Source organism: Aquitalea sp. USM4 (genome assembly GCF_004328945.1).
In the GTDB taxonomy this organism is placed as follows: Bacteria; Pseudomonadota; Gammaproteobacteria; order Burkholderiales; family Chromobacteriaceae; genus Aquitalea; species Aquitalea pelogenes.
Genome location: NZ_CP029539.1, coordinates 2062640 through 2088826, shown reverse-complemented (window position 1 = coordinate 2088826; position 26187 = coordinate 2062640). Strand labels below are relative to the sequence as shown.

The 26187-nt window shown below is 58.1% G+C and carries 20 protein-coding genes; 11 read left to right on the top strand and 9 right to left on the bottom strand.

Annotated features, from left to right (window positions below):
* Positions 1–375 precede the first annotated feature (375 nt).
* Positions 376–1386: an isocitrate/isopropylmalate dehydrogenase family protein gene (locus DKK66_RS09790; RefSeq protein WP_062788880.1), complete on the bottom strand. Its 1011-nt coding sequence runs from the start codon at positions 1384–1386 to the stop codon at positions 376–378.
* A gap of 460 nt (positions 1387–1846) precedes the next feature.
* Here DKK66_RS09790 and DKK66_RS09785 point away from each other — a divergent pair, with 460 nt between their 5' ends.
* Positions 1847–2629 (top strand): ferredoxin--NADP reductase, encoded by a 783-nt coding sequence (locus tag DKK66_RS09785; protein WP_045846727.1) that lies wholly within the window; start codon positions 1847–1849, stop codon positions 2627–2629.
* 157 nt (positions 2630–2786) lie between these two features.
* Here DKK66_RS09785 and DKK66_RS20310 read toward each other — a convergent pair whose 3' ends face one another.
* The 4 genes from DKK66_RS20310 to DKK66_RS09765 all read right to left on the bottom strand — a co-directional run bounded on the left by DKK66_RS20310 (position 2787) and on the right by DKK66_RS09765 (position 7314).
* On the bottom strand, positions 2787–3776 hold the full coding sequence (locus tag DKK66_RS20310; protein ID WP_131357572.1) for a hypothetical protein: 990 nt from the start codon (positions 3774–3776) through the stop codon (positions 2787–2789).
* 136 nt (positions 3777–3912) lie between these two features.
* Positions 3913–4614, bottom strand: coding sequence for a rhodoquinone biosynthesis methyltransferase RquA (gene rquA, locus DKK66_RS09775; protein WP_131357569.1), 702 nt, complete (start codon positions 4612–4614; stop codon positions 3913–3915).
* A 232-nt stretch (positions 4615–4846) separates the two neighbouring features.
* Positions 4847–5620 (bottom strand): exodeoxyribonuclease III, encoded by a 774-nt coding sequence (gene xth / locus DKK66_RS09770; protein ID WP_131357566.1) that lies wholly within the window; start codon positions 5618–5620, stop codon positions 4847–4849.
* A gap of 62 nt (positions 5621–5682) precedes the next feature.
* Complete coding sequence (locus DKK66_RS09765) at positions 5683–7314, bottom strand: phosphoethanolamine transferase (RefSeq protein WP_131357563.1); 1632 nt, start codon at positions 7312–7314, stop codon at positions 5683–5685.
* Positions 7315–7682: 368 nt separating this feature from the next.
* On the opposite strand from DKK66_RS09765, the gene DKK66_RS20155 reads away from it, so the two are divergent.
* Positions 7683–7859, top strand: coding sequence for a hypothetical protein (locus DKK66_RS20155; protein ID WP_156157109.1), 177 nt, complete (start codon positions 7683–7685; stop codon positions 7857–7859).
* A gap of 316 nt (positions 7860–8175) precedes the next feature.
* Here the strand turns inward: DKK66_RS20155 and DKK66_RS09760 are convergent, their stop codons facing one another.
* Positions 8176–10212, bottom strand: a complete 2037-nt coding sequence (locus tag DKK66_RS09760) for a M3 family metallopeptidase (RefSeq protein ID WP_131357560.1) — start codon at positions 10210–10212, stop codon at positions 8176–8178.
* A gap of 135 nt (positions 10213–10347) precedes the next feature.
* On the opposite strand from DKK66_RS09760, the gene DKK66_RS09755 reads away from it, so the two are divergent.
* The 9 genes from DKK66_RS09755 (at position 10348) to DKK66_RS09715 (ending at position 23846) form a co-directional block, all read left to right on the top strand.
* On the top strand, positions 10348–10890 hold the full coding sequence (locus DKK66_RS09755) for a gamma carbonic anhydrase family protein (protein ID WP_131357557.1): 543 nt from the start codon (positions 10348–10350) through the stop codon (positions 10888–10890).
* Between the two features lie 21 nt (positions 10891–10911).
* Positions 10912–11412: a GNAT family N-acetyltransferase gene (locus DKK66_RS09750; protein ID WP_131357554.1), complete on the top strand. Its 501-nt coding sequence runs from the start codon at positions 10912–10914 to the stop codon at positions 11410–11412.
* Positions 11413–11719: 307 nt separating this feature from the next.
* A complete protein-coding gene (locus DKK66_RS09745; protein WP_131357551.1) occupies positions 11720–13057 on the top strand; it encodes a hypothetical protein in 1338 nt (445 codons plus the stop codon).
* The gene (locus tag DKK66_RS09740; RefSeq protein WP_045848943.1) at positions 13054–13347 is read left to right on the top strand and encodes a PAAR domain-containing protein; all 294 of its coding nucleotides are present in this window, start codon (positions 13054–13056) and stop codon (positions 13345–13347) included. Before DKK66_RS09745 ends, DKK66_RS09740 begins: the two co-directional genes overlap by 4 nt.
* A 20-nt stretch (positions 13348–13367) precedes the next feature.
* Positions 13368–15659: a type VI secretion system Vgr family protein gene (locus DKK66_RS09735; RefSeq protein ID WP_165494145.1), complete on the top strand. Its 2292-nt coding sequence runs from the start codon at positions 13368–13370 to the stop codon at positions 15657–15659.
* Positions 15660–15710: 51 nt separating this feature from the next.
* Positions 15711–18032, top strand: a complete 2322-nt coding sequence (locus tag DKK66_RS09730; protein WP_131357545.1) for a M23 family metallopeptidase — start codon at positions 15711–15713, stop codon at positions 18030–18032.
* Positions 18033–18083: 51 nt separating this feature from the next.
* Positions 18084–18572 (top strand): hypothetical protein, encoded by a 489-nt coding sequence (locus DKK66_RS09725; protein ID WP_131357542.1) that lies wholly within the window; start codon positions 18084–18086, stop codon positions 18570–18572.
* Positions 18573–18731: 159 nt separating this feature from the next.
* Positions 18732–21980: an ImcF-related family protein gene (locus DKK66_RS09720; RefSeq protein WP_131357539.1), complete on the top strand. Its 3249-nt coding sequence runs from the start codon at positions 18732–18734 to the stop codon at positions 21978–21980.
* A gap of 276 nt (positions 21981–22256) precedes the next feature.
* Complete coding sequence (locus tag DKK66_RS09715; RefSeq protein WP_045847913.1) at positions 22257–23846, top strand: methyl-accepting chemotaxis protein; 1590 nt, start codon at positions 22257–22259, stop codon at positions 23844–23846.
* Positions 23847–24065: 219 nt separating this feature from the next.
* Here DKK66_RS09715 and tpx read toward each other — a convergent pair whose 3' ends face one another.
* The 3 genes from tpx to hisC form a co-directional block, all read right to left on the bottom strand.
* On the bottom strand, positions 24066–24563 hold the full coding sequence (gene tpx, locus DKK66_RS09710; RefSeq protein ID WP_045847917.1) for a thiol peroxidase: 498 nt from the start codon (positions 24561–24563) through the stop codon (positions 24066–24068).
* A 108-nt stretch (positions 24564–24671) separates the two neighbouring features.
* Positions 24672–25061, bottom strand: a complete 390-nt coding sequence (locus DKK66_RS09705; RefSeq protein WP_045847912.1) for a carboxymuconolactone decarboxylase family protein — start codon at positions 25059–25061, stop codon at positions 24672–24674.
* 37 nt (positions 25062–25098) lie between these two features.
* Positions 25099–26157 (bottom strand): histidinol-phosphate transaminase, encoded by a 1059-nt coding sequence (gene hisC / locus DKK66_RS09700; RefSeq protein ID WP_131357536.1) that lies wholly within the window; start codon positions 26155–26157, stop codon positions 25099–25101.
* Positions 26158–26187: the final 30 nt, after the last annotated feature.

Genomic DNA, 26187 nt, shown 5'->3' with positions numbered 1-26187 from the left:
TCAGACGACAGGTAGTCGGTACGCCAGACACGAAACAACAGACTTTGCTAAAGCATGATGAGTAAACCGGGAAGAAATTCCCCTCTGCGCTGCCGTAACAGGTAGCGAGCATGATGTTACCGCCCAGACGAAACCGGGCAGCACTACCGTAACATCAGTTGTTTGAGGCTTATCTTGTGCTGTGCATACAGCCTGTTCTTTGGTAGACCTGCAAGGCTGCAGTCAAGAGCATCGTTGGCAGACATGTTCGGGGCCAGGCAGGGTGAAGACTTGTATGTGATGTTTGCGTTATCCCGCAAATCCTTCTTTTCAAGCATGCAGTGACACACCACAGAGGGCGGCCGGTCAAGCCGCCCTCTTTCTATTTCTGCTTCTCTATCCCTGCGCCTGTTTCAACCTGTCGATCACCGCCCGCGCCAGATGCTGCGTACTCACCCCCGGCGAAATCACATCTGGCGTGGCAATGCCATCCTGCAAGGTCGCCAGAACCGCCTGTTCCACCCTCATGGCCAGATCAGCCCGCTGCCACCAGATACGCAGCAACATGGCAGCACTGAGAATGGCCGCCAACGGATTGGCAATCCCCTGCCCGGCAATATCCGGGGCAGAACCATGCACCGGCTCGGCAATGGCGGCGGTCACGCCCAGATTCAGCGATGGTGCCAGCCCCAAACCACCGGCAAAAGCAGCGACCAGGTCTGACAGGATATCGCCGTACAGATTGGGAGCCAGCAGCATGTCAAAGCTTTCCGGAGATTGCGCCAAACGCATGGCCGCGGTATCCACCAGCATTTCATCCACGACAATTTCCGGATATTCCCGCGCCACCTCGCGGGCACAGTCGCGAAACAGGCCATCGGTGCGTGGCAGGATATTTGCCTTGTGGATAATGGTGATGCGCTGGCGGCCGGCATGTCTGGCCAGTTCAAACGCACTTCTGGCAACGCGGAGTGATGCAGTACGCGTGATGCGCTTGATGGCAACCGCCACTTCGCCATCGGACTGCTCGTCCCCAACGTAAAGGTCTTCGGTATTTTCCCGGACGATGATCAGGTCGATTCCCTGCCGGCACACTGTCAGCGGCAGGCTGAGCGTGGGACGGATATTGGCATGACAGCCGAGTTCACGCCGCAACTGGACAATGGGGGAGCGATACCCTTCAACCAGTTGCATGGGAGAACTCACCGCCCCGAAAAACACGGCACCACACTCGCGCGCAGCCTCCAGCGTCTTGTCCGGCAAGGCCTTGCCCTGGCGCCGGAAGGTTTCCCAGCCGGCATCGGCAAACACCAGTTGCAAACCTGGCAGCACCGCTTGCAGCACACCCACGGCAACGGGAACCACCTCGTGGCCGATCCCGTCTCCGGGAATCACACACAGCTTCATTGCTTGCTCCGCTTTCTGTCAGCAGGACAGCAGATTGTACGCGTCCGGCTTTGCACCATACAAAAAAGATGACATCAGAATGGCAAATTGGCATCTGACTGTACACTGTCTGACAACAGCCGCCTGGCTACAGTTTTATGCACTAGCGCAGCGCGCAATACAATTCGCTGATCTAAATCAACGCATTGCTAAGAACAAACAGGAATAAACACAGCGGAAAGAAATCGTTAGGGCTGCCCCACTCTTTAAGGTAACATCCTGTTCCAGTTGACTTTCCCGCCGTATGCCCGCCATAGCATGCCAAAAGCTGTTGCAGGCTTTGCGTCGTGGCGATTTGATCATTATGTTTAATGACATAGTGAGAACAGCTAGCAATGTTTAGTCAAGCGTCCCTGAAAAGGGTAAAATCGCCGCAACCACTCATTCCTTGATTTCTATTGGATAGCGAGCAGCAATTTATATGTCCTCCCCCAATTTGACCGCTGAAAAGGTATTGTCGGTTCACCACTGGAACGACACCCTGTTCACCTTCACCTGCACCCGCGATGCCGGCCTGCGCTTCATCAACGGCCAATTCGTCATGATCGGCCTGGAAGTAAACGGCAAGCCGCTGATGCGTGCCTACTCCATTGTCAGCTCCAACTACGAAGAGCATCTGGAGTTTTACAGCATCAAGGTACAAGACGGCCCGCTGACCTCCAAACTGCAACACCTGCAAGTTGGCGACACCGTGCTGATCAGCAAGAAGCCCACTGGCACCCTGGTGCAAGACAACCTGCTGCCGGGCAAGAACCTGTATCTGTTGTCCACCGGTACCGGCCTGGCACCGTTCATGTCCATCATCAAGGACCCGGAAGTCTACGAACGCTACGACAAAGTCATCCTGACCCACGGCGTACGCTGGGTGAATGAGCTGGGCTATCACGACTACATCACCAAAGAACTGCCGGAAAACGAGTTCTTTGGCGATATCGTGAAAGAAAAGCTGATTTACTACCCGACCGTTACCCGCGAACCGTTCCGCAATCAGGGCCGCCTGACCGACCTGATCACCAACGGCAAAATGTGCGCCGACATCGGCCTACCGCAGCTGAACCCGGAAAACGACCGCGTGCTGATCTGCGGTAGCCCGTCCATGCTGCACGACCTGTGCGAAATCCTGAATGGCATGGGTTTCAAGGAATCGCCGCGTATGGGCGAACCGGGCGACTACGCCATCGAACGTGCTTTTGTGGAAAAATGATTCCGCTTTTTCCGGGGAAATGACAAAACGCCATCCTGCCGGATGGCGTTTTTCTTTGCCGGTACACCACAGCAGTGGCATCAGCGGAAATGGCAGATGCAAAAAAGGGAGGCCGAAGCCTCCCTTTTCTTATTGCGAGCCAGACGCTGACGTCTGATTAGTTTGCTGCGGAAGCCGGAGCGGCTTTCTTGGCAGCGTGCTTTTTAGCGTGATGTTTTTTGGCAGCGTGCTTCTTGGCCGGAGCGGAAGCATCAGCAGCCTGGGCTTTCTGAGCGGAAGCTTCTACTTTCTTGGCAGCGTGCTTTTTGGCGTGGTGCTTTTTGGCAGCCTTTTTAGCCGGAGCGGAAGCGTCAGCAGCCTGGGCTTTCTGAGCGGAAGCTTCTACTTTCTTGGCAGCATGCTTTTTAGCGTGGTGCTTTTTCACAGCCTTTTTAGCCGGTGCGGAAGCGTCAGCAGCCTGGGCTTTCTGAGCAGAAGCTTCTACTTTCTTGGCAGCATGCTTTTTGGCGTGGTGCTTTTTGGCGTGGTGCTTTTTGGCAGCCTTTTTAGCCGGTGCGGAAGCGTCAGCAGCTTGGGCTTTCTGAGCGGAAGCGTCTACTTTCTTGGCAGCATGCTTTTTGGCGTGGTGCTTTTTGGCAGCCTTTTTAGCCGGTGCGGAAGCGTCAGCAGCCTGGGCTTTCTGAGCGGAAGCGTCTACTTTCTTGGCAGCGTGCTTTTTGGCGTGATGCTTTTTCACAGCCTTTTTAGCCGGTGCGGAAGCGTCAGCAGCCTGGGCTTTCTGAGCGGAAGCGTCTACTTTCTTGGCAGCGTGCTTTTTGGCGTGGTGCTTTTTCACAGCCTTTTTAGCCGGTGCGGAAGCGTCAGCAGCCTGGGCTTTCTGAGCGGAAGCGTCTACTTTCTTGGCAGCGTGCTTTTTGGCGTGGTGCTTTTTGGCAGCCTTTTTAGCCGGAGCGGAAGCGTCAGCAGCCTGGGCTTTCTGAGCGGAAGCTTCTACCTTCTTCACGCCTTTCTTGGCGTGGTGAATCTTGGCAGCTTTGGCTTTCGGTGCGGAAGCAGCAGCCGGAGCGGAAGCGTTGGTGGCGGCGAAACCAGCAGCGGAGCTCAGACCGAAGGCGGCAGACAAAACGAGCAGGGTCAGTTTTTTCATGTTGCGTTCTCCAATATCAAGTGGGGAGTGTTCTTTCCGAGACACCGCAGTGGTGTTTCCATGAGTCGTATCCTAGCCCTGCCCAATCTGGCCGTCTGTGAGTGCTATGTAAGGTCATGTAACGCTACGTACAGGATTAGCGTCGCGTGACGGTCAGTACCTGATACACGCCACCAAACAGCGTCTCCTTGTGCCAGTCAAAATCTTCGGCCTGACTGGCATAACTGGAAATTTCATTGCGCCACAGCTCCTCGGCAAAGGGTTCCAGCACGCGGTTGACCCACTTGAGCAACCAGCCGATGGGCTGCCAGGGTGCTGGCTTGTGATAGTCGACAAACACGGCCTTGCCGCCAGCTGGCAGCTGGGAAAGCATGTTGTCGACAATGCGGTGCTTGAGATCGTCCGGCACTTCATGCAGTAAAAAGAAGCTGCAGATCAGGTCTGCCGGTTGTTCCAGCCGGTAGCTGGCGGCATCGGCCCGCTCCACGCGTGCCTGCGGGTAGCAGGCGAGCTTGCGCACACCATGTTCAACCTGTACCGGGGTGATATCGGTCAGAATGAATTCGCCATGCTTGCGCACCTTGGCCGCGGCTTTCTGTACCAGATCTCCATAGACATGCGCCACCTGCCACACCCGCATGCCGGGGCGGATTTGCTGCAAGTAGCGCTGCATCAGGCGCTGGTCATTGAGAAACAGCAGCGTGCTGACCACCAGGTTACGGTCGAGCAGCGCTGCGCGGCGCGGATTGACATAGGCCCAGTCGTAGACTTCGGTCATGTAGTCCGGCACCCCTTCGTAGTAGGGGTTGCACGGAAGCGGTGGGTGGTTGCGGCTCATGATGGCACCTCGGATTAGCTATTTGGCAACAAATTTTAGCAAATGCTAATATGCTTTCATTTGAGCTAGACCAAGCTTTGCCTTCATCCGCCAAGTACTGAAATGCAAAACGGCCCTTTCGGGCCGTTCAAGCAAGTGACTGATTCCGCAGCGTTCCCATCTGCTCATCAACCCCTTTCACTTTCCATCCGGCAAGCAAGAGGGGTCTGTCAGTCATCGGCTCGGGATACGGTTAATCTGCCAGCGTGAGCACCACGGGCGTATGGTCGGACGGGCGTTCCCATTTGCGCGGCGTCTTGTCGATGACGCACTCCACCGCCCGCGCCTGCAGGGCCGGAGTAATCAGGATGTGGTCGATACGCACGCCCTTGTTGCGGCGGAACATCATGGCGCGGTAATCCCACCAGCTGTACTGCTTGTCCTCCTGGTTGAACAGGCGGAAGCTGTCGGCCAGGCCCAGGCTGATCAGGCCACGGAACGCCGCGCGCTCCGGCGTGCTGCACAGTACTTGCTCGTGCCAGCTTTCCGGGTCGTATACATCGCGGTCTTCCGGGGCGATATTGTAGTCGCCCAGCAAAGCCAATTGCGGATGACGCGTCAGCTCATCGGCCACGTAGTCATGCAGTTTGCCCAGCCATTCCAGCTTGTACGGGTACTTCGGTGAGTCAACCGCCTCGCCATTGACGAAGTAGCCACAAATCACGCGCACGCCGTTTACCGTGGCAGCAATCACCCGGCGTTGCGGGTCGTCATAGCCGGGAATGCCTTGCACCACATCGTCCAGCTGCAAGGGCGCGCGTACCAGAATGGCCACGCCGTTATAGGTTTTCTGGCCGAACCAGGCGGCACGGTAACCGGCGGCCTCGATCTCGGCCAGCGGAAACACATCCTGATCCATTTTCAATTCTTGCAGGCACAGTACGTCTACCGGGCTTTGCGCAAGCCATTCCAGCACCTGAGGCAGACGGACCTTGAGTGAGTTGACGTTCCAGGTGGCTAATTGCATATCTTCAGTTCTCGTTTACTTAGGGCAACCGCACGCATCGGCGGCTGCATCTGAATCAGAAATCACGACGATTGCCGGCAAGGCGCAAACATGTCCAGTTGCTTGTTATAAACACTGGTGTGCACACCCAGCACACCCAGCAGCGAGTGGAACAGGTTGTCGTGGGAATACGGCTCGGCCTTGCGACCTTCCAGACAGCGCTGGTTCAGCCCGACTTCCTGCTGGAAGCTGTCGGAAAACCACATCATCGCACCAATATGCTTTTGCGCCTCCGGTGCCAGCAGATACGGCGTACCGTGCAGATACATGCCGTTTTCGCCCAGCGATTCACCATGGTCGGACATGTAAAGCATGCCGGTGTTATAGCGCTGCTGGTTGGCACGCAGGAAATCTATCAGGCCGGACAGCACCGTATCGGTGTACAGAATGGTGTTGTCAAAGCCGTTGACGATCTGCTCGCGCGGGCAGCGTGACAGCTCGCTGGTCTGGCATACCGGTTTGAACTGCTCCATGGCCGGCGGGTAACGCTTGTAATAGGCCGGACCATGGCTGCCCATCTGGTGCAGCACCAGCACGATGTCGCGGTCGGACTGGTCAATCTTCTGCTGCAGGTTCTGCAGCAGAATTTCATCCCAGCACTCGCCAGTGCTGCACAGCTTGTCGTCCTTGCTGGTGGTGACATCTTCCAGCGTCACCCGGTTGCACACATCCTTGCAGCCGGACTGGTTATCCCGCCAGATCACGTTATAACCGGCGCGCTTGAGCACATCCAGCACGTTTTCCTGACGTGCTGCCTTGTCCCCGCTGTAATTGTCACGTCCGATATCGGAGAACATGCAGGGTACCGAGACAGCCGTTTCGGTACCGCAGGAATGCACATTTGGCAGGTTGATCAAACCCGGCTGCGCCGACAGTTTCGGATTGGTGTTGCGTGGGTAGCCATTGAGTGAAAAATGATCGGCGCGGGCGGTTTCCCCCACCACCAGCACGAAGACTGTCTTGCGCTTGTGCTGCTGCCAGCTGGCATCGCGTTTGGCATCTTCACCCAGCGGGCTGACCACAATGGGACCACTATTGTAGTGGTCCTGGATATAACCGTTAGTGGCCTGGATATAGTTGAAGGGCGTCAGGTAATGGCGCAGCTGACGGTTATTGCGGAACAAGGACGCAAAATCCTGATACGCCGCAAAGGCAATGCCCACCAGCACCGCCGCCGATACCAGCAGGGTCAGCAGCCTCACCCCGCCCTCACGCAACGGGGAGCGCCACTGGATATGGCGCGTAAACAGCCACCAGCTGGGCAGCAGGCCCAGCAGCACGACAAACAGCGCCATTTTCATGGTCAGCAGATCGCGCACTTCCTTGTGATCGGTCTGTACCGCGTTCTGCACCATGTGTACATCAATCATCACCCCATACTGGTTCATGAAATAGGTAATGAACGAAGTCGTCAGCAATAACAGGGCAATCAGCGGCTTGCCGACATAAGGCCAGTTGAATAGCGACAGCACGAGGTTGTAAAACGCCGTCACCAGCAGGAAGGATTCCAGCAGCAGTTTGATGCCATGGCCATCCAGCGGGCCGACAATGCGCAACATCTCGCGCCAGAATGGCAGGTTGTAAAACAGCACCAGCCCCAGCGACACCAGCAAGGTGAGGCGCTCTGGCCGGATGGAACGGTTGAAGATCATCATGTCCCCATCAACTAGGAAGGCATGCACGCAGAGCGTGCTCCACGGCACATAAACAGCATGGCACACACAATGTCACTCATGCGGCGACGACAAGCAGGCCATGCAAGCAGTGCGGCCGGACTGCGCCGCCGCATGCGTGTTTGAAAAATCGACGCCATCTTACCCGATTAACTTCGCAACAGGATGGCGATACGCGGTTCACTGCTTGTCAGCCCCTTGCCGGGGACGCTCAGCCCCCTTGCTGCCGCCGGTTTAACCTTGTTTTTCAAATGGTTGATCTGGCAAATAAACAACAGATATTTGATCAAATTTGTCATTGCACGGCAGCGCAGCTAGAATGGTCCTGTGTTCATCACCGGAGAAACAAATTGTCCAGACAATCCAAACCCCTGCATTCCCAGCAACATCCCCTCTGCCCGACCAAGAATCCTCACCGCTCTACCCTGCGCCCTTTCAGCGATGCCTTTACCCTGCGCACTCCGGGCTTTGCCCAGCGCCATCGCCTCGGCCAGACAGAGAAGACGGAAAACGGCCCCGGCAACTGATTTTAGTGAAATGGCGATTCCCGTCTGATGGCAGCCAGCCGTACCAGCCACCATCGGCAAGAATCCCGGAGACGTCATCTCACTGAAAGCACCAGACAACACCGCCATCAGGCGGTGTTTTCATTTGCGCTTGCGACAGCCAAAAAAATACCCCCAAGGGGGATTGGGGGCAGGAAAAGACACGATATCGATGTCCTTGGGGGCAGGGATAAGCGTCTGGCTCGCTTGCTGCTCTTGGAGATAACCCGTTGAGCAAAGATTAGAGCCAGCGCAAATCAGGGGAGTTCCCTCCCCCGTGCAAATATTTGTCAGCGCTTCAGGCGGCTTCTTCCACCATGCCGGAATGGCGCAACAGCGCGTCAATCTGCGGGTCGCGGCCACGGAAGGCACGGAAGGATTCCAGCGCCGAGCGGCTGCCGCCCACTGCCAGAATCTCATCCCAGAAGCGCTTTCCGGTGGCGGCATTGGCACCACCTGCTTCTTCGAAAGCGGCATAGGCATCAGCCGACAGCACTTCCGCCCACTTGTAGCTGTAATAGCCTGCCGAATACCCACCGGCAAAGATATGGCTGAAGCTGTTGGGGAAGCGGTTGTAAGACGGCGGGAAGTTCACCGCCACTTCCTGACGGACGGTATCGAGCAGCGCCAGCCAGTCGCCGGTGCTGGCATCAAAATCGGTGTACAGCAGCATGTCGAACAAGGAAAACTCCAGCTGGCGCACCGTCATCATGCCGCTCTGGAAGTTCTTGGCGGCCAGCATCTTGTCGAACAGCGCACGCGGCAGGGTTTCGCCGGTTTCGGCATGGGCGGTCATGCCTTGCAACACCTCCCATTCCCAGCAGAAGTTTTCCATGAACTGGCTGGGCAGCTCCACCGCATCCCATTCCACGCCATTGATGCCGGAAACACCCAGCTCCTCCACTTGCGTCAGCATATGGTGCAGGCCATGACCAAACTCATGGAACAGGGTGATTACTTCGTCGTGGGTGAACAGCGCCGGCTTGTCACCCACCGGGCGGGTGAAATTGCAGGTGAGGTAGGCCACCGGGGTTTGCATGGTGTCGCCCTTCTTGCGACGGCCACGGGCGTCATCCATCCAGGCACCGGGGCGCTTGCCCTCGCGCGAGTACAGATCGAAGTAAAAGCTGCCTACCAGCTGGCCATCCTTGAGGATGTCGTAGAAGCGCACATCGTCATGCCATACCGGGGCGCTGCTTTCGCGCACCTGCACCCCATACAGGGTGTTGACCACCCCGAACAGGCCGGGCAGCACCTTGCTTTCCGGGAAGTACTGCTTCACTTCCTGCTCGGAGAAGGCATAGCGTGCCACGCGCAGTTTTTCGGCAGCGTAAGCAATATCCCAGGCTTGCAGGTCGGAGAGACCCAGCTCCTTGCTGGCAAAGGCTTCCAGCTCGGCACGGTCTTTCAGTGCAAAAGGCTTGGCACGGGCTGCCAGGTCACGCAGGAAAGCAATGACTTGCGCTGGGCTTTCCGCCATCTTGGTGAACAAGGACAGCTCGGCATAATTGGCAAAACCCAGCAGTTGGGCTTCTTCACGGGTGAGCTGCAATTTTTCGCGGATGATTTCGGTATTGTCGTGCTCGGGCAGGCCGAACTCCGACGCGCGCTTCACATAGGCGTCGTACAGCTTCTGGCGCAGCGCGCGGTTGTGCGCGTACTGCATTACCGGGAAGTAAAACGGGAACTGCAGGGTGATCTTGTAACCGGTTTGTTCATCAGCCTGAGCGGCAGCTGCAAACAGGGCCAGCGCGTCTTCCGGCACGCCATCCAGGTCGCTGGCGTCTTCCAGATACAGGCTGAAGGCGTCGGTGGCGTCCATCACGTTCTGTTCGAAACGGGCGGACAACTCGGCCAGACGGCTCTGGATGGCGGCATAGCGCTGGCGCTGTGCTTCCGGCAGCTCGGCACCGGACAGGCGGAAATCACGCAAATCGTTCTGGATGATCTTCTGCCGTGCGGCATTGTAGCCGGCATAGTCCGGGCTGGCCTCAATGGCCTTGAACTGGCCGAGCAGGGCCAGGTTCTGTCCCAGTTCGGTCCAGAATTCGGAAATCGGCGCGATATTGGCATTGTAGGCATCACGCAGTTCCGGCGTATTCACCACCGCATTCAGATGCCCCACCACGCCCCAGGCGCGCGACAGGCGTTCGGTGGCGTCGGTAAGCGGGTCGACAAAGTTCTCCCAGTTCGGGCTATCCACATGGGCGGTCAGCTGCGCCACGGTGTGACGGGCCTCGCTCAGCAATTGCGCGATGGCCGGGCTGATGTGTTCCGGACGAATCTCGGCAAAACGTGGCAGTCCGGTAAAGTCGAGGAGCGGATTCAGGCTCATTGTTCACTTTCTGTGGCAAATGGCAGCCGCTGGCGGGGAACGGTGCCGGTATCGGAATAGACGGTAGCAGGCCAACAGGCTACCGCCATTGCTATATGATAGGGAATCTCGAACCTGTTAGATGAGGACGTTCTGATGAATCGCAATATCCGCCCCTACGATGGCAGCACGCCGCAGATTGCCGACTCCTGCTATATCGACCCTGCAGCCGTGGTGATTGGCGATGTCACGCTGGCGGAGAATGCCTCGGTTTGGCCCTTTGCCGTGATCCGTGGCGACGTCAACGCCATTCATATCGGTGCAGGCAGCAATATCCAGGACTTTGCCATGCTGCACGTCACCCACAAGCGCGATAGCGACCCTGTCGGCGCACCGCTAAACATCGGCAAGCATGTCACCATCGGCCATCACGTCACCCTGCACGGCTGTACCATTGGCGATGAAGTGCTGGTAGGCATTGGCAGTATCATTCTGGACCGCGCCATCATCGAAGACCGGGTGCTGATTGGCGCCGGTAGCCTGGTACCACCGGGCAAGCGGCTGGAGTCGGGTTATCTGTACCTGGGCAATCCGGTAAAACAGGCCCGCAAGCTGACCGAACAGGAGTTGGCCTACTTCAAGTATTCCGCCGAGCACTACATTCGCGTAGCCAACAAGCACAAACCGAATCTGGAATGAATTCCTGCAGGAGATAAAGCCATGCCGCCACGGTTGCGTAATGCCAAAGAGAGTGACGCAGCGGACATTGCCGCGCTGATGTTGCCCGAAAGCAGCAGCCAGGGCGGTAGCCTGCATGGCGATTTCCCGCTGGAAAAAATCAGCCACTGGCTGACACAGGCCTTGGCCGACGGCATGCCGATAGTGCTGGCGGAAGACGCTTCCGGCCTGCTGGGCGTAGTGTTTACCAGTAGCAGCAAGCATCAGGACAGCCCGGTGGCGGTGCAGATGGCCAGGCTGCATCATGCCACCGGGCCATTCTATTTCTATGGCCCGGTTTGCCTTGCCCCACGGGCACGCGGCCAGGGCTTGCTGAGCGCCATGTGGCAGCAGCTACAGCAGCAGCTGCCCGGCCAGCAGGCCGTGCTGTTCATACATGCCGACAACCAGGCCTCGCTCAAAGCCCACACGCGGCTGGGCATGGTGGTGGATGCGCAATTCGAACTTGATGACCAGCCCTGCGTATTACTGAGCAGCCGCTGATTACCATGGCCTGCCAACCGGGTGGGCATTTCCCTTCTTTAATCTCCACCTGCTCCGCTTGTCTGATCAAGCATCATCCCGGCGACGGGGGAATAGATTCTTACCAGCTGGTGGTAACAACTTGAACTTGTCCACCGACACCCCTTCCCGCCTTGCAAGGGCGCACGGCCATTGCGCTACTCCCGACGCAGTCCAACCATTCTTTAGACAAGGCTGACCGGTAAAACTGGCTGAGTGGACATTGCTGATGCAAATGTCACACAGTTTAATGCCCGATCCATAGTCCCAAGCGACGGGTCACCACGGCATGCAGGCATCCGAAAACCAACTACGGCAAGAGGCCAAACCGGGCAAACCCCGCTGGCCGCGCTATGTCATGTTGATTGTTGCCTGCACCATCCTCTCGACGCTGCTCAGCTTTTACACCACTGCGGTCAACAGCACCAAGGACGCTCCGCTGACCGGCTTCTGGCTCAAGGCTGCCGCGCCCGGTTTCATTTTGTCCTGCTTCTGGACACTGTTGCGCTACAGCGGCTGGCTGCTGGCAGGCTGGGTTGTGGATCACCGCAATGCCTTGCATCTTGCCGCGTATCACCAGGAAGAACAGCGCCGCAAAGCACGGCTTTATATCCCGCATATCGCCTTGCTTGGCCCGGCCTGCATCCACGCGGGGGATCGCCAGGTTCTGCTCCGGCAAGAAAGGGCAAAACCGGTGCCTTTCTGCAATCTGTTAGCAGTACCGCAGTTCGAATCCGCAGCACCGCCCTATCTGGCAGAGCCGGAATCCACCACCGAAGCAGAAGATGGCCAGCAAGATACAGACGCAGCCAGATGGCAGGCTTATGCGGCTGACGACGAGGTAGTTGCCGATGATGAAACCGGCGAAGAAATCGACATCCTGCTAGCGGACGATGCAACAGCATCCGACATGCCATCCGGGGAGGAAGAACAGGAACAACCCCTTCCCGCGGCCCAATACCTCCCCGCCAAACTGGCTGCCATGATGGCCGATTGGCCGCCCACGGTGTGGCACACACCAGTCGCGGTTTCCTGGCATGGCGGCGAAGACGCGTGGTTACGCTTTCGGCAGCATGCCAGCGAACAGGGCATCTTGCTGACGTCCCAGCCTCAGCGCTTGCACAGCCCGGATGACATCGATCTGGTGATTGATGCACTCCATGCCCGGCAACACAGCGGCTATCACCTGCTGGCAGGCATCGCCACGCCTGCGGCCAGCTTCGGGGCAAGCCATGGCCCACCCGCTGCCGAAGCCGCCTTTGCCATGCTGGCAAGCCATACCGGTGCAGGTGCCAGCCTGTCCCGACCGGTGCTGTTCCGCGCACCCGAACATCTTGCTTTGGCACAGCGCAATGCTGCACTGGCCAGTCCACCCACCTCCTTTTTCAGCCTGAACCGTAACAGCCCGGAAGAACTGTCCGCAGCAGGCTGGCAAATCGACGCCCTGGAGCATGAGCCCTACTGGGGAAATCCCGGTGCATTGGGCTGCTGGATCATGGCGGCAATGGCACTGGAAGCCGCGATGCTAAGGCAGCAAGCGGTTGGCTGGCATACCCGGCAGGAAAACCAGCACTGGGCAGGGATTGCTCTGCCACCCGAAGCAGGCACAACAGGAGCCAGCACATGAGATTTGTCATCCGCCAGGGCTGCCGTATTACCGGCCGCGGCGAAGTCGTTGAAGGCATGCTTGATGGACCGACATTGCGTGGCATCCCGGTGTCCTTCATCGGAGCCAGGGTGCGTTGTGACGTCTGCAACAGTATCGGAGTCATCGCCATGGCCGGCCCGCGCGGCTCGCTGGGGCAAAACAATATCAAGGGCAAAACCCTGGCACTCAACAATGATCTGGTGCTGTGCCGCTGCCCTGTTCATCCACGCCTCATTCACGACTGCCAGGAATGGCAGGTCACCATCTGACCCACCCCAGGCCCCAGCCCATGCGCAACCCCTACCAGCTCACCTTCCCCACCCGTTTCCAGCTCACCCCGTCCGTGCATTCCTTTCAGCTTGAAGAAGCACTGGACAGCCCTTACCACCTCAGCGTGGCAGTGACATTGCCAGACCGCGACCTGCCCCTCGCCCCGCTGATCGGCCAGCCGGTCACCTTCACCCTCACCCCGCAATCCACCGCACCGCCGCTGCGCATTCCCGGCATCCCGCCACTGCCGGACGCGCAGGCAGGACAGCGCAGCTGGCACGGGGTGGTGCGTCAGGCGCAGCGCGGCCGCAGCAGCCGGGAAGAAACGCTGTACACCTTCGACATCGGCCCGCGCCTGGCCTTGCTGCAGGACAGTCGCACCACCCGCCTGTTCCAGAACATGACGGTGGCGCAGGTGATGGAAGCCTTGCTGCGCCAGCATGGGCTGGATGGCAGCGATTTCCGTTTCACCCTGACCGGCGCACAAGCGGTGTACGAGCACCTCACCCAGTTCCGCGAAACCGATCTGGCTTTTCTCTCCCGTCTGGCCGCGCAGGCCGGCATCTTCTTCCAGTTCAGCCAGTCCAGCGACGGCAAGGATGTCATCCTGCTTGGCAACGACCTGGAGCACTACAGCCGCAATCATCTGCACCCGGTCGCCCTGCGCGAGCAGGCCGGGCTGGAAAGTGTCGGCACCGAGGCGGTCACCGCCTTCAACATCCGGCACAGTCCTATGCTGCAGGCTGCGCGGCGGCGCAACTTCAACGACATGGCCGCCAGTCCACTGCCCGATGGCCGTGCCGGGTTTGCCGGGGAGGTGCCCGCCGCGCATGGCGAGGACTACGACTGGGGCGATGATAATCGCGATGACGAGGAATCCACCCGGCTGGCGCAGATCCGTCACCAGCTGTCGGTCAGCCGGCAATGCATGGCCAGTGGCGACAGCAATGTCAGCTGGCTGCAGCCCGGTACCGTGCTGAAACTGACGCAGGCTTTTGCCGACGCCCCGCACGGCTGGCTGATCAGCCGCGTCAGCCACCACGGCAGCCGCGACAGCGCCTACCAGAACAGCTTTAGCGCCATTCCGGCGGATCGCGTCTGGCGGCCCGCCCTGCTTCCCAAACCGCGCATTCACGGCACCCTGCCCGCCATGGTGGTGAGCCCGGGCAATAACAGCTATCACTACCCTTTCATCGACGAGCATGGCCGCTACCGCGTGCGCTTCCTGTTCGACCTGGACAACTGGAGCCCCGGCGGCGATTCGCGCGCGGTGCGGCTGGCCAAACCGTTTGCCGGACGGCAATTCGGTTTTCACATGCCCATCCACGCCGGCACCATCGTTCACCTCGCCTTCAGCGATGGCGACCCCGACCACCCCTACATCGCCGCCATCACCCATGACAACGAGCGGCCAGACCACATCACCAGCCAATGGCACAGCCGCAATGTCATCCGCACCAAGGCCAACAACAAGCTGCGCATGGAGGATTTGCAGGGCAAGGAACACATCAAGCTGGCCAGCGAATACGGTAAAAGCCAGCTGAATATCGGCCACCTGGTGGATGCCGCCCGCGCGCCACGCGGCGAAGGGTTTGAACTGCGCACCGACCACTGGGGAGCCATCCGCGCCGGCAAAGGCCTGCTCATCACTGCCGAAAGCAAATCCGTCGCCGCTACCCCGCAACTGGACATGGCCGCAGCGCTGCACCAGCTGGAACAGGCCAACCGGCTGGCCAAAGCCCTGGCCGATGCCGCCACCACCGCCAGAGCGCTGCCGCCGGATGTCCAGGCCCAGGTCGACCTGCTGCAACAGTCGCTCAAACAGCTGGCACAGGCCGGCATCCTGATCAGCGCCCCGGCCGGCATCGGCCTCACCACCCCGCACACCATCCAGCAATCGGCAGGCAGCACCTACGCCGTCACCGCCGGGCAGCACATCAGCCAAGCCGCCCTGGGCGACATCCGCAGTAATGCCAACGGCGCCATCAGCCTGTTTGCCCGCAGCGGCGGCGCACGCTTCTATGCCAACCAGGGCAGCGTGGACATTCAGGCACAAGGCGGCCCGCTGGCGGTGTCCGCCGCCAAGTCCCTGCGGCTGAACAGCAACCAGCACATCAGCGTGGCCGGGCACGACAGCATCGAACTGGCAGCCGGCGGCCATGGCATCCGCATCAGCGCCAAGGGGGTTGAAGTGTTTGGGGATATCAAGCTGCACGGCACGCTGAGTAATGAGGGGAAGGCGGGGCTGGCTAATCCAGTCAGCGCATTCCCCAAAACCGAATTAAGCCTTGATCAGAACTACTCGGAATGAAGGGTATTGATTATTCGCCAGCTCATCTTTCAATCCGAACAAGGAATAAACATGTTAATCGGACCACCTGTACTACTAAAACCAGCACACGCGCAAACCACCACCCAGAAAGAAGATAGGGCATGGCTGGAAAACATGATGCCCAATCGCGACAGGGGCGGATTTCCAGTAGGGAAATCCGGCCAATGGCACCCCGGCCTGCACATTACCGGCTTTGTCGGATCGGGGGACAACAACGCCGTATGGGCGATTGCCGACGGTGCCGTCATGTATTACGCCGAGGACAAAGGGACAGACCTCAGCGAGCACGCCAACTCCAGCGGAGTGGTGATCATCAGGCATGAAACCCAGATTGGCAGCGAGGCAGAAGGCTGCATTGTGTATTACTCCTGCTATCAACACCTGCAAGTCATCAATGAAGCAATCAAGACAGCCTACGCCAAGGGTAGCCCCGTCTATAGAAAAGACCTGATTGGCCATGTCGGTAACGTGGCAGACAATAGCGGCATCCATTTTGAAATATTTTGCAGCGGCGCAAATGTAAAGAAAATCACCGGTCGCAGCAGCGGCAAGCTGAACCTCGCCAAATCCGGCCGGAAAAACATTGTTTACGGCGATACCCACTACTACATCCCGGCAGGCACTCCCTTATATTTCCAGGCGACAGCGCCAGATTACAGCGCATCCACCCTCAAAAACCCAACACCGAGTACGACAGATTTATACGTCACCATCAAATTTGAGAAGGGTGAAGTCACGATAAGCAGCAAGTTATTAAAAGACAATCAATACATCAGCATCCCACAGCGCGCCAAAGACAACAAATTCTACCAGGCATACGAATACAAGCTCTATAACCGAGCAGTCAAGATGGGCGAACAGTATAAAAAAATCGCCCCCAGCGCAATTTATGAAATGCTGAAATTTGGGCGCATCATTGATGAGGTCAACACCCAGAAAATTGGCCATGACATTCCACACTGGCATCAGATTGACACACCACAGGGCCTGGCCTGGGTCAATCTCAATGCCGCACCCGCCCAGGGCGCAAAGCCCATTACCGTATTTAGTGATGGCGATTTCCCGGACTGGGCAGACTGGACCCTCATCGATGATGACCCGGTTGATAACGGCCTGTGTGATAGCAAAATCATTCATTCACTACTGTATCCAGCGGGCAGTGAGAAAAACGCAGCCGCATTACAACGGGCATTAACTGACCCGGCTGTCAGTAGCAAACTATCAAAAATGATTTGCAAAATTCCCAGCGAATGGGACAAAGCAAAGAAGGCAGTGCGCCAACAATGGCGCAAAGTGGCATCCCCGCTCAACCCCATACCACTAGACAATAGCAAATTCCAGAAATTAATGGACGACCTGGACAAAGCCTGCTTCTGGCAGCGATTCGTCGACAACAACAATAAATTCCCCAGTGCTTGTCTACCTACTGTAGACAATGCCAGCAAGGCATTTTACCAGGGCGCGATAACGGAAGATGTCTGGTTCTTCAACCCCAGGGAGTTCATCCTGCATTTCAGGAAATGTAATTGGCTGTCGGAGTTTGAGTTTGCGCAATTACTGCCAAGAACGCTCAAATACCTTCACGGCACACAATTCAAAACCGAATCCAAGAGTTGGGAAGCAGCATTCTCCACAGCCAAAACCTGGACAAAGGCACTATGCCAAGGCTTTAACAAATATGGAATATTACACAGCAAAGGCAGATTAGCCCATTTTATTTCCCAGACCATTCCAGAAACCAGTTATCTGGCATTTTTAGCCGAGCCACATCTTCAAAGCGCAAAATACAAGCCCTATTGGGGGCGCGGCATTATTCAACTCACTCACTTCGAGGCCTATGAGGAATATGGCAAATTCCGAGGAATACCATCCGCCCCAGATGCACAGCTTGGCGTATATGCGAAATTAGGCTGGGACCCGGACAATCTGGTTGCAAAGCCAGGAGCACCGGGCCTAAAAAATACAAAACCTCCGTCCATCAATAATCTATTTGGCTGCATCGATAGCAGCGGCTTTTACTGGATCAGCAAAAAAATACTAAATTTCACCAGCATGCACGACCTGTGTGATCGAGGCACATCTATTATTGATGGCGTCAAAGTTAGCAAGGGTGTCAATGGTTGGGTTCTTGATCCATACATCAACGGACTTGAGCGACGACTACACGCCTTGGAGTACTGCAAATGGATTTTACATGATGCCATTCCACCCAAAGACAGTGTAAACATCACCTTTACCTGGCGCAGAGATAGCGAAAAAGAAAAAGTTACAGATAAAAATGGGGTTGAAAGAAAGAAATATATCGAGACCATCCATTCGCTCAATTTACCCTACATTTTACAAAGACCATAAATCTCAAAATATTAAACATTGCCCTACTTAGTCAATTTCAAGGACATGTACATGTCAAAAATGCTCACTACCTTAGCATCTTCTATTGTATTTATTGCAGGCATTGCCAATTCTAGCAATACAATCTCAACAAAAAAAAATCCATTAGACACCGCTTGTTTTTCATCCTTAGAAAAGGAAGGTCCAATATTTATCAGCCTAAGTTTGGACTTTGACAATCCAAGGCGCGCTGGTTTTATTCAGTATAAAAATGGCCCCAGAATACCTTTGAAATTTCTATCTTATGAAGATCTTACTGCCCCAGGCGCAAGGCTTATTAGTTATTCATACACCTATGCAGAAATTGTTAACAAAAAAAGAACCGGCTATTACACTTACACTTGGCAAGGAGGCGATGTACCAAGCCTTGTATATTTATCCAAGAATAGAAAAAAAAGATACCATTTCAGAATTGACTCTGGCGCATACAACTCAAATACACCCAGCAATGAATGCAATTGGTCCAAATCAGATTTACTGGATGGTGATGAAAGCAAATAACACCCAGCGTTTTCCACCAGTAACGACAAAGGCAGGGCGCATAGGCCGGCCAGTAGTCACTCAAACCACATATTGATTTGCAATAACTCCGCCAGCGCTGACCGTGTGTAAGCGTGAATGTCCTTTGAATTGCATTGCCAAACGTGAGAGGCCATCGCCATGACCAGCCTGCCAAGCTCTTCCCCTACCCCGCGCCGCGTTTACTGGATACCCCTCATCCTGTTTGCAATTGGAGCACTGGCGCTGTTGCTGGTCTGGTTGTATGGCAAAACGCTGTTTCAGGGGCCGACGGATGGCTTCTTGTTGCAAACCAGTCTTTTCTTCTGGGCCGTGTTACTGCCAACCCTGGCGGTGTTTGTCTGGTTAGTGCTGCTGATCCGGGGGCCTGCTGCGTTGGCGGTGCCTCGCTTTCACCGTGCCAACACCACTATGGATGGCAGGTCGGAGGGCCTGGATTCCGTTCTGCAATACATGCGACATCAGTACCCGGGCAAATGGCGCAGCATCAAGCCATGGGTGGCAATGCTATTGCCGGAGAAGGTAGTGTCCAGCCTGGCGGATGTCGACCAGCCCCCGGCACCGCTCTGGCTGGATAGCCCGGATGCCTTGCTGCTGCGCATCACCCCGGAACAGCCTGCAAAGCGCCTCGCCCGTTTGCGTGGCCGTTGGCGTGTGCCGCTGGATGCCGTCACCCTGGTGGCGGACACATTGCCGAAAACCGGGAGTATGCAGCTGCAACAGCTGCTGGATTTGAATGCACGCTGTCAGTGGCGGCTGCCGGTCTGCCTTGCCCTCACTGGCTGGACGGTACCGGAGCAGGGCATTTCCTGCGTGCTGACCCAACCCGGCGATGCGGCACAAACGCGGGCCGACTTGCGCCAGCTGGTCTGGCAGAGCGCCATTGACGGCCAGGCAGCCTTGCTGGCGCATCAAGGCCCGGCCACGCTGGCCTTTTCCGCTGCGCTGGATCAGCCCGGCGTGATTGATGATCTGGCCGAATCCCTGGCGCAGATCAGCCGCCACCTGCCAGACGGGCAGCACATCATTCGCCTGGCGTGGATTGCCGGTGCTGACTTACCGCATATTGCAGGCCATGTGGTGGAGGATTGTGTGCAATGTGCACCGCGCCGCCATCGTCTTGCGCTGACCGACCTCATCGGCTGGCTTGTGTGTGCCCTGTCCCTGCTGCTGGCGGTGGCGGTGGGCGTGTCCGCCGTGCGCAATCACACCCTGGTGATGGACGCCCAGGCCCGCATCGCCCAGCTGAATGCCGCCCGCACCATCAGGCAGGCCTTGCCAGCCTTGCTGAGCAGCCAACAGTTATTGCAGCAGCTGTCACAGCAAGCCAACGCCGGTATTCCCCTGCTGTCGCGCTTTGGCCTGAACCTGAATGACAAGGTGCAGGCACCGCTGTTTGCCGCTTACGGCAAGGCTGCCCGGCAGTGGGTGATTACGCCTGCGCAACAGGATATCCAGCGCGTTTTGCTTGAGCTGAACAAGCTGCCGCTATCCGGCGGGGGCGAGGCGATTGCGCTGGCCAGCAAGGTGGGGTTTGACAGCCTGAAAGGCTATTTGATGCTGGACACACCGTCCCGCACGCAGGCGGTATTCCTGTCGGATCAACTACGCCTGCGCAGTGGATCCGACGGCCAGCCGCAAGCAGACATCATGCGCTTTTATGCGCAGCATCTGGCGGCACACCCGGAATGGAAGCTGGCGGCCAGCCCTGCCGTGGTATCCGCTGCCCGACAGACCTTGCTTGGCCTCAACGGGGTGGAGCATGGCGACGAAACGATTTACCAGTCCATCCTGCAACAGGCGGCTGACAAATATCCGGCCCGCACCGCCAGTAGCCTGCTGCCGGGGGTGGATAGCCGTGGCCTGTTCCTTCTGCCCGGCACCCTGCCCGGTGCCTATACCCGCGAAGCATGGGATGGCCATGTCCGCACGGCCATCGAAAATGCCGACCCGAAACAGGGCGGCGAGGCGCTATGGGTGATGGGGGCAGAAGCTGCACGCAGTAAAGGCAGCCTGCTGAAAACCCGCTTGCAGCAACGTTATTTCAATGACTACGCCGCCGCCTGGCAACGCTGGCTGAACGGGCTGCGCTGGCAATCTGCCAACAGTCTGTCCAGCACGGTGGAGCAATTGAGCACTTATGCCGACCCGCAGCGCTCGCCGCTGCTGGCCTTGATGAGCATGATCCAGTATCAGGGGCAGGCTGGCATGGCGGAAAAGTCCCTGGCCAGTGACTTGCTGGACAAAACCCGCGCACTGGTGGGCAAGTCCGGTGACAAGGCGGCCATGCAGCAGACACAGCCTTCCGCCCCGCTGGCTCGTGCCTTTGGGCCCTTGTTGCGGCTGACTGCGCCGGATGATGCACAAGCCAGCCAGACAATCAGCCTGGCGCGCTATCTGGAATCCGTCACCTCGGTGCGGCTGAAGCTGCAACAGCTGGCCTCCTCGCCCAACCCCGATGCCGCTTCCCGCCAGCTGGCTCAAGCGCTGTTCAAGGGCGAACAGAATGCGCTGGCCCATGGCCAGGAGTACGCGGCCATGCTGGCGGCCAGCCTGGGGGCAGAATGGGCTGGTTTTGCGCAGCAGCTGTTTGTCAGCCCGCTGGATAGTGCCAATCAGGTAGTGATGCTGCCTGCAGCCTTTGACATCAATGATTTGTGGCGCCGTAGCATCTACCTGCCCTGGGGTAGTCAGCTGGCCGGGCGCTTTCCCTTCAATGCCAGCGATAACGACAGCTCCATTCCGGTGCTGACCGGCTTTCTGGCCCCGGAACAAGGCGCGATTGCCCGCTTTCTGGGCAGTACACTGGCTGGAGCGCTGGTGCAGGAAGGCGATCAATGGCTGCCCAGCCCCACCTTGCAGAATGCCGCGCCTTTCGATGCCGACTTTCTCAATGCGGTGAATGCACTGAGCCGCCTGTCCAGCCTGCTGTATGCCGAAGGCGATGCCGGCTATCAGTTTGAGCTGCGCCCGGTTGCCATGCCGGGCCTGGCCGAAACCACGCTGATGATTGATGGCCAGGCATTGAAGTACTTCAACCAGCACGAGGCCTGGGTAGCCATGCATTGGCCGCAGACCGGGCAGCCCGGTGGCACTTATTTGCAGTGGCTGTCGCTGGCTACCGGCACACGGCAAACGCTGGAATTCAGCGGCCGCTGGGCCTTCGTCCGCTTGCTGGAAAAAGCCAGGGTGGTGCAACTGGACAAAGCCCGTTTTCAACTGGACTTTGCCCTGCCAGATGGCTTGACCGCACGTTACATCCTGCGCACCAGCGCTGGAGATGGGCCACTGGCCTTGCTCAAGCTGTTGCAATTCAAGCTGCCGTCACGGGTGTTTGCCTTGCCCGTGCCCTCCACTGCAGCCAAGGACAACATCAGCGCCAAACGCTGATGCAATGAAGATGCAATGAACTGGCCACAGCAATACGACAGGGCTGAGCGCGCAGCGGCTTGCTGTATGCCCTGCCCGGTTGCCGGTTCCTGCCTCTGGCGCATGGTGGTGACAAAGGCCCTGTTGCATGATGTCCGGCCCGGATTGCCAAGACCTGCTTGTAAATGATGTAGCCATTTCACAGGCAATTCTAAGCATTTGGCATTAAGTCATGTCATGGAACTGTCATTCTCAGGGTCTACACTGCGCAGCATCCATTGTGCAGAAGCTGCAATCATGTCTCTTATCAAGCGTTTATGGCTGACCATCCTGTTTACCGTGGCCAGCCTGCTGATTGTGCTGGCCGTTACCAGTCAGCAATTGTTCTCCCTCACCCGGCATGTGGATGACTACAGCCAGCATCAGCAACTGTCGGCCAATCTTTACCAGTTCAAGGCCAGCGTGCTCAGCCTGTCCCGTGCCGACCCCTTGCAGCCGGAAACAGCCAAGCATCTGCAACAGGTCAAGCAGCAGGTCAAGCAACTGGGTAGCCGCATTGCAGCGGCCTTGCCTGCGGACAGCGCGGAAAAGTTTGCACAGCAAAGCAATATGCTGTGGCAGCAATACGCCAAGAATCTGGAAAGCGCGCTGACCATTGCCGAAACCGCGCCACAAGATGCGCTGTCGATTCCGGAACAGGCCTATCAGCAAAGCCTGGTGCCGCTGGTGGCACTGCTAGACCAGCAACTGGTGCTGGCCGGCAAGGATCAGGCAGCCGAAGAAGCAGCCATGCATGCCATGCTGCAACAGCTAGCCATCATCATTCTGGGGCCTTTGCTGCTGGCCAGTGTGGCGGTGGTGCTGATTCAGCTGGCACTGGCACGGCGCTTGAAAATGCAGATGGCCGCCATGGGACGTGCCGTGGATGCACTGAGTGAAGGCAACCTGGCTGCCCGCTTGCCGGAGCAGGGGCAGGATGAACTGGCGCAAATGGCCGCACGCATCAACCGCTTTCTTGAACGACTGGGCGAGCTGTTGAGCAATGTGCATCAGCACGCCAGCCGCAATCAGCGTGACAGCCAGCAATTGCAGCTAATCACCAGCCAGGCGGCCGACGCCAGCCGCTTGCAAAGCGGCAAGGCCAATCTGAGCAACGAAGCAGCCGCGCAGATTGCCAGCCAGGCCGAGAGCGTGGCGCAATTCATTGCCCAGGCAGAAAGCGGATCGCAACAGGCGCTGCAACGCACGGAGCATGCCCGCCAGCTGTGCAGTGCCAATGCTTCTGCCATGCAGGACCTGGCCGCTCGCATTGATTCCGCCATGCAGGAAATGCAGCAGCTGAACCAGTCGATTGGCGATATCGCCCAGATCAGCACCCTGATTCGCGATGTAGCCGACCAGACCAATCTGCTGGCGCTCAATGCAGCAATTGAAGCTGCCCGTGCCGGCGAGCAGGGCCGGGGTTTTGCCGTGGTGGCGGATGAGGTACGCAAGCTGTCCGAGCGCACCGCCAGCGCCACTTCGCGCATTTTTGACTGCCTGTCGCAGGTGGAAACGGTAAAGCAGTCGCTGGGCGACGCCATTGATACCGCCGGCAAGGCCAGCCATGACAACCAGCATGCCCAGCAGGCACTGGACACTGCCCTGTCCGGCGTGGACCAGTCGCTGGCCGAGCTGGACCAGCTGATGGGCCAGATCAGCCAGGTGCGCCAGCAACAGAGCGAGGCCGGCAACAGCATTCGCCAGCATGGTTTTGAACTGGCCCACCTGGCCAGCAGCATCGACGAACAAATGCGCAATGCCCACCCTGTCATGCACCAACTGGCGGAGTCTGCCGGGGTACTGCACCAGGCGCTCAGCTGGTTCCGCTTGCAGCCACAGCACTGAGGTGCAAGAAACAAAAACGGCAGCCATCATGGGCTGCCGTTCAGGCTGCTGACAAAGTTATTTGATTCGATTGCACTGGACCCGGCAAAGCCGGGCCTTTCGATTCACTGATTACTTTCGCAGCCTTCCATTTATTCCCTATCCCCCCGCCCTTACCCTGTAAGGGGGCCTCGCTTTCCTTATGGAAAGCGAGAGGGGCTTGTCAACAAAACAGGCTGCTTACAGCACCGCCAGCGCGGCTTCGTAGTTGGGTTCGCTGCCGATTTCGGCCACCAGCTCGCTATGCAGCACGGTGTTGTCGGCATCCAGCACCACCACGGCGCGGGCAGTCAGGCCTGCCAGCGGGCCGGAAGCCAGCTTCACGCCCCAGGCTTGCAGGAAGTCGGCATTGCGGAAGGTGGACAGGTTCACCACGTTCTCGATGCCTTCGGCGCCGCAGAAACGCTTTTGTGCAAACGGCAGGTCGGCAGAAACGCACAGCACTACGGTGTCGGCCTTGCCAGCGGCTTTTTCGTTGAACTTGCGTACCGAAGTGGCGCAAGTCGGGGTATCCACGCTGGGGAAGATGTTGACGATTTTCTTCTTGCCGGCAAAGTCGGCCAGGGTCACGTCAGCCAGATCACCGTTGGTCAGCGTCAGGGCCGGAGCCTTGTCGCCCTTGACCGGCAGGGTACCTGCCACTTCAACCGGGTTACCACGCAGGGTTACAGATGCCATCTTCATGTCCTTCAGGCAAAGGCGGCCAATGCTGCGACCGGCCGCCGGGGTGGAGATGCACTCAGTGTGGGGCCTGGCGGCAGAAAATCAACCCTGCCGCCAGTCAGCCTATTCTTCCAGTTTGAGTCCCAGCTCGTTCAGCACTTCGCGCGCACTGCGGAAAGCCTCTACCGCCGCCGGGGCGCCGCCGTACACCGCGCTGTGCAACAGTACCTCGCGGATTTCCACCAGGCTGGCACCGTTGTTGATGGCACCGCGCACATGGCCTTTCAGCTCGGTGCTGCGGCCCAGCGCTGCCAGCATGGCGCAGGTGATCAGGCTGCGGGTTTTCAGGTCCAGCCCCTCGCGCTGCCAGGTGCTGCCCCAGGCGTGTTCGTTCAGCCAGTCCTGCAAGGGGGCGGAAAAGCCATCCAGATTGCTCATCGCCCGTTCGACAAAGGCCTCACCCATCACCTGGGTGCGGCGGGCCTTGCCGGCGGCGCGGTCTTGCTCGCTCATGTCGCTTCCTTTCCGAGGTTGAAATCGGCCTGCTGTCTCAGGACAGCAAACTGCCCAGCACTTGTACCAGCCGTGCGCATTCGGCATCGGTACCAATGCTGATGCGCAGGTACTGGTTGATACGCGGCGCAGTGAAATGGCGCACGATTACCGCCTGCTGGCGCAAGCCGGTGGCCAGCATGGCGGCATCGTGCTGCGGATGGCGGGCAAACACGAAATTGGCCGCCGAGGGCAATACTTCAAAGCCCAGTGCCTGCAATTGCGCTGTCAGTTGTTCCCGCGTGCGCATCACCGCCTGGCAGGTGTGGCGGAAGTAGTCGTCGTCTTCGAACGAAGCCACCGCCCCGGCCAGCGCCAGCCGGTCCAGCGGATAGGCGTTGAAGCTGTTTTTCACCCGCTCCAGCGCCTCGATCAGCGTGGCATCGCCCACCGCATAGCCCACACGCAGCCCGGCCAGCGAGCGCGATTTGGACAGGGTGTGCACCACCAGCAGGTTGGGATAGTCATTCACCAGCGCGATGGCAGTTTCACCACCAAAATCGACATAGGCTTCGTCGATCACCACCACCTGGTCGGGATGGTCATCCAGCAGCTGGCGGATGGCAGACAGCGGCAGCAGGCGGCCAGTGGGCGCATTCGGATTGGCCAGAATCACCCCGCCGCAGGGCTGGCGGTAGTCCTCCACCCGGATGGACAGGCTGTCATCCAGCGGAACCTGTTGCGCCTGAATACCGAACAGGCCGCAGTACACCGGATAAAAACCATAGCTGATGTCCGGCATCAGCAAGGGCTGTTCGTGCTTGAGCAGGGCCTGAAACACGATGCCCAGCACCTCGTCCGAGCTGTTACCCACGAACACCTGCGGGCGGCTGACACCGTGGTAGCCGGCAATCGCATTCTTCAGCTTGTCGCCGCTCGGGTCCGGGTACAGGCGCAGGCTGTCATCGGTGGCAGCGCGGATGGCCGCCAGCACCCTGGGCGACGGCCCGTAGGGGTTTTCATTGGTATTGAGTTTGATCAGCGTATCCAGCTTGGGCTGCTCGCCCGGCACATAGGGGGTGAGCTGATGCACCACCGGACTCCAGAAACGACTCATGATTCAACCTTTCCCGGCCGCGCCCAGCGC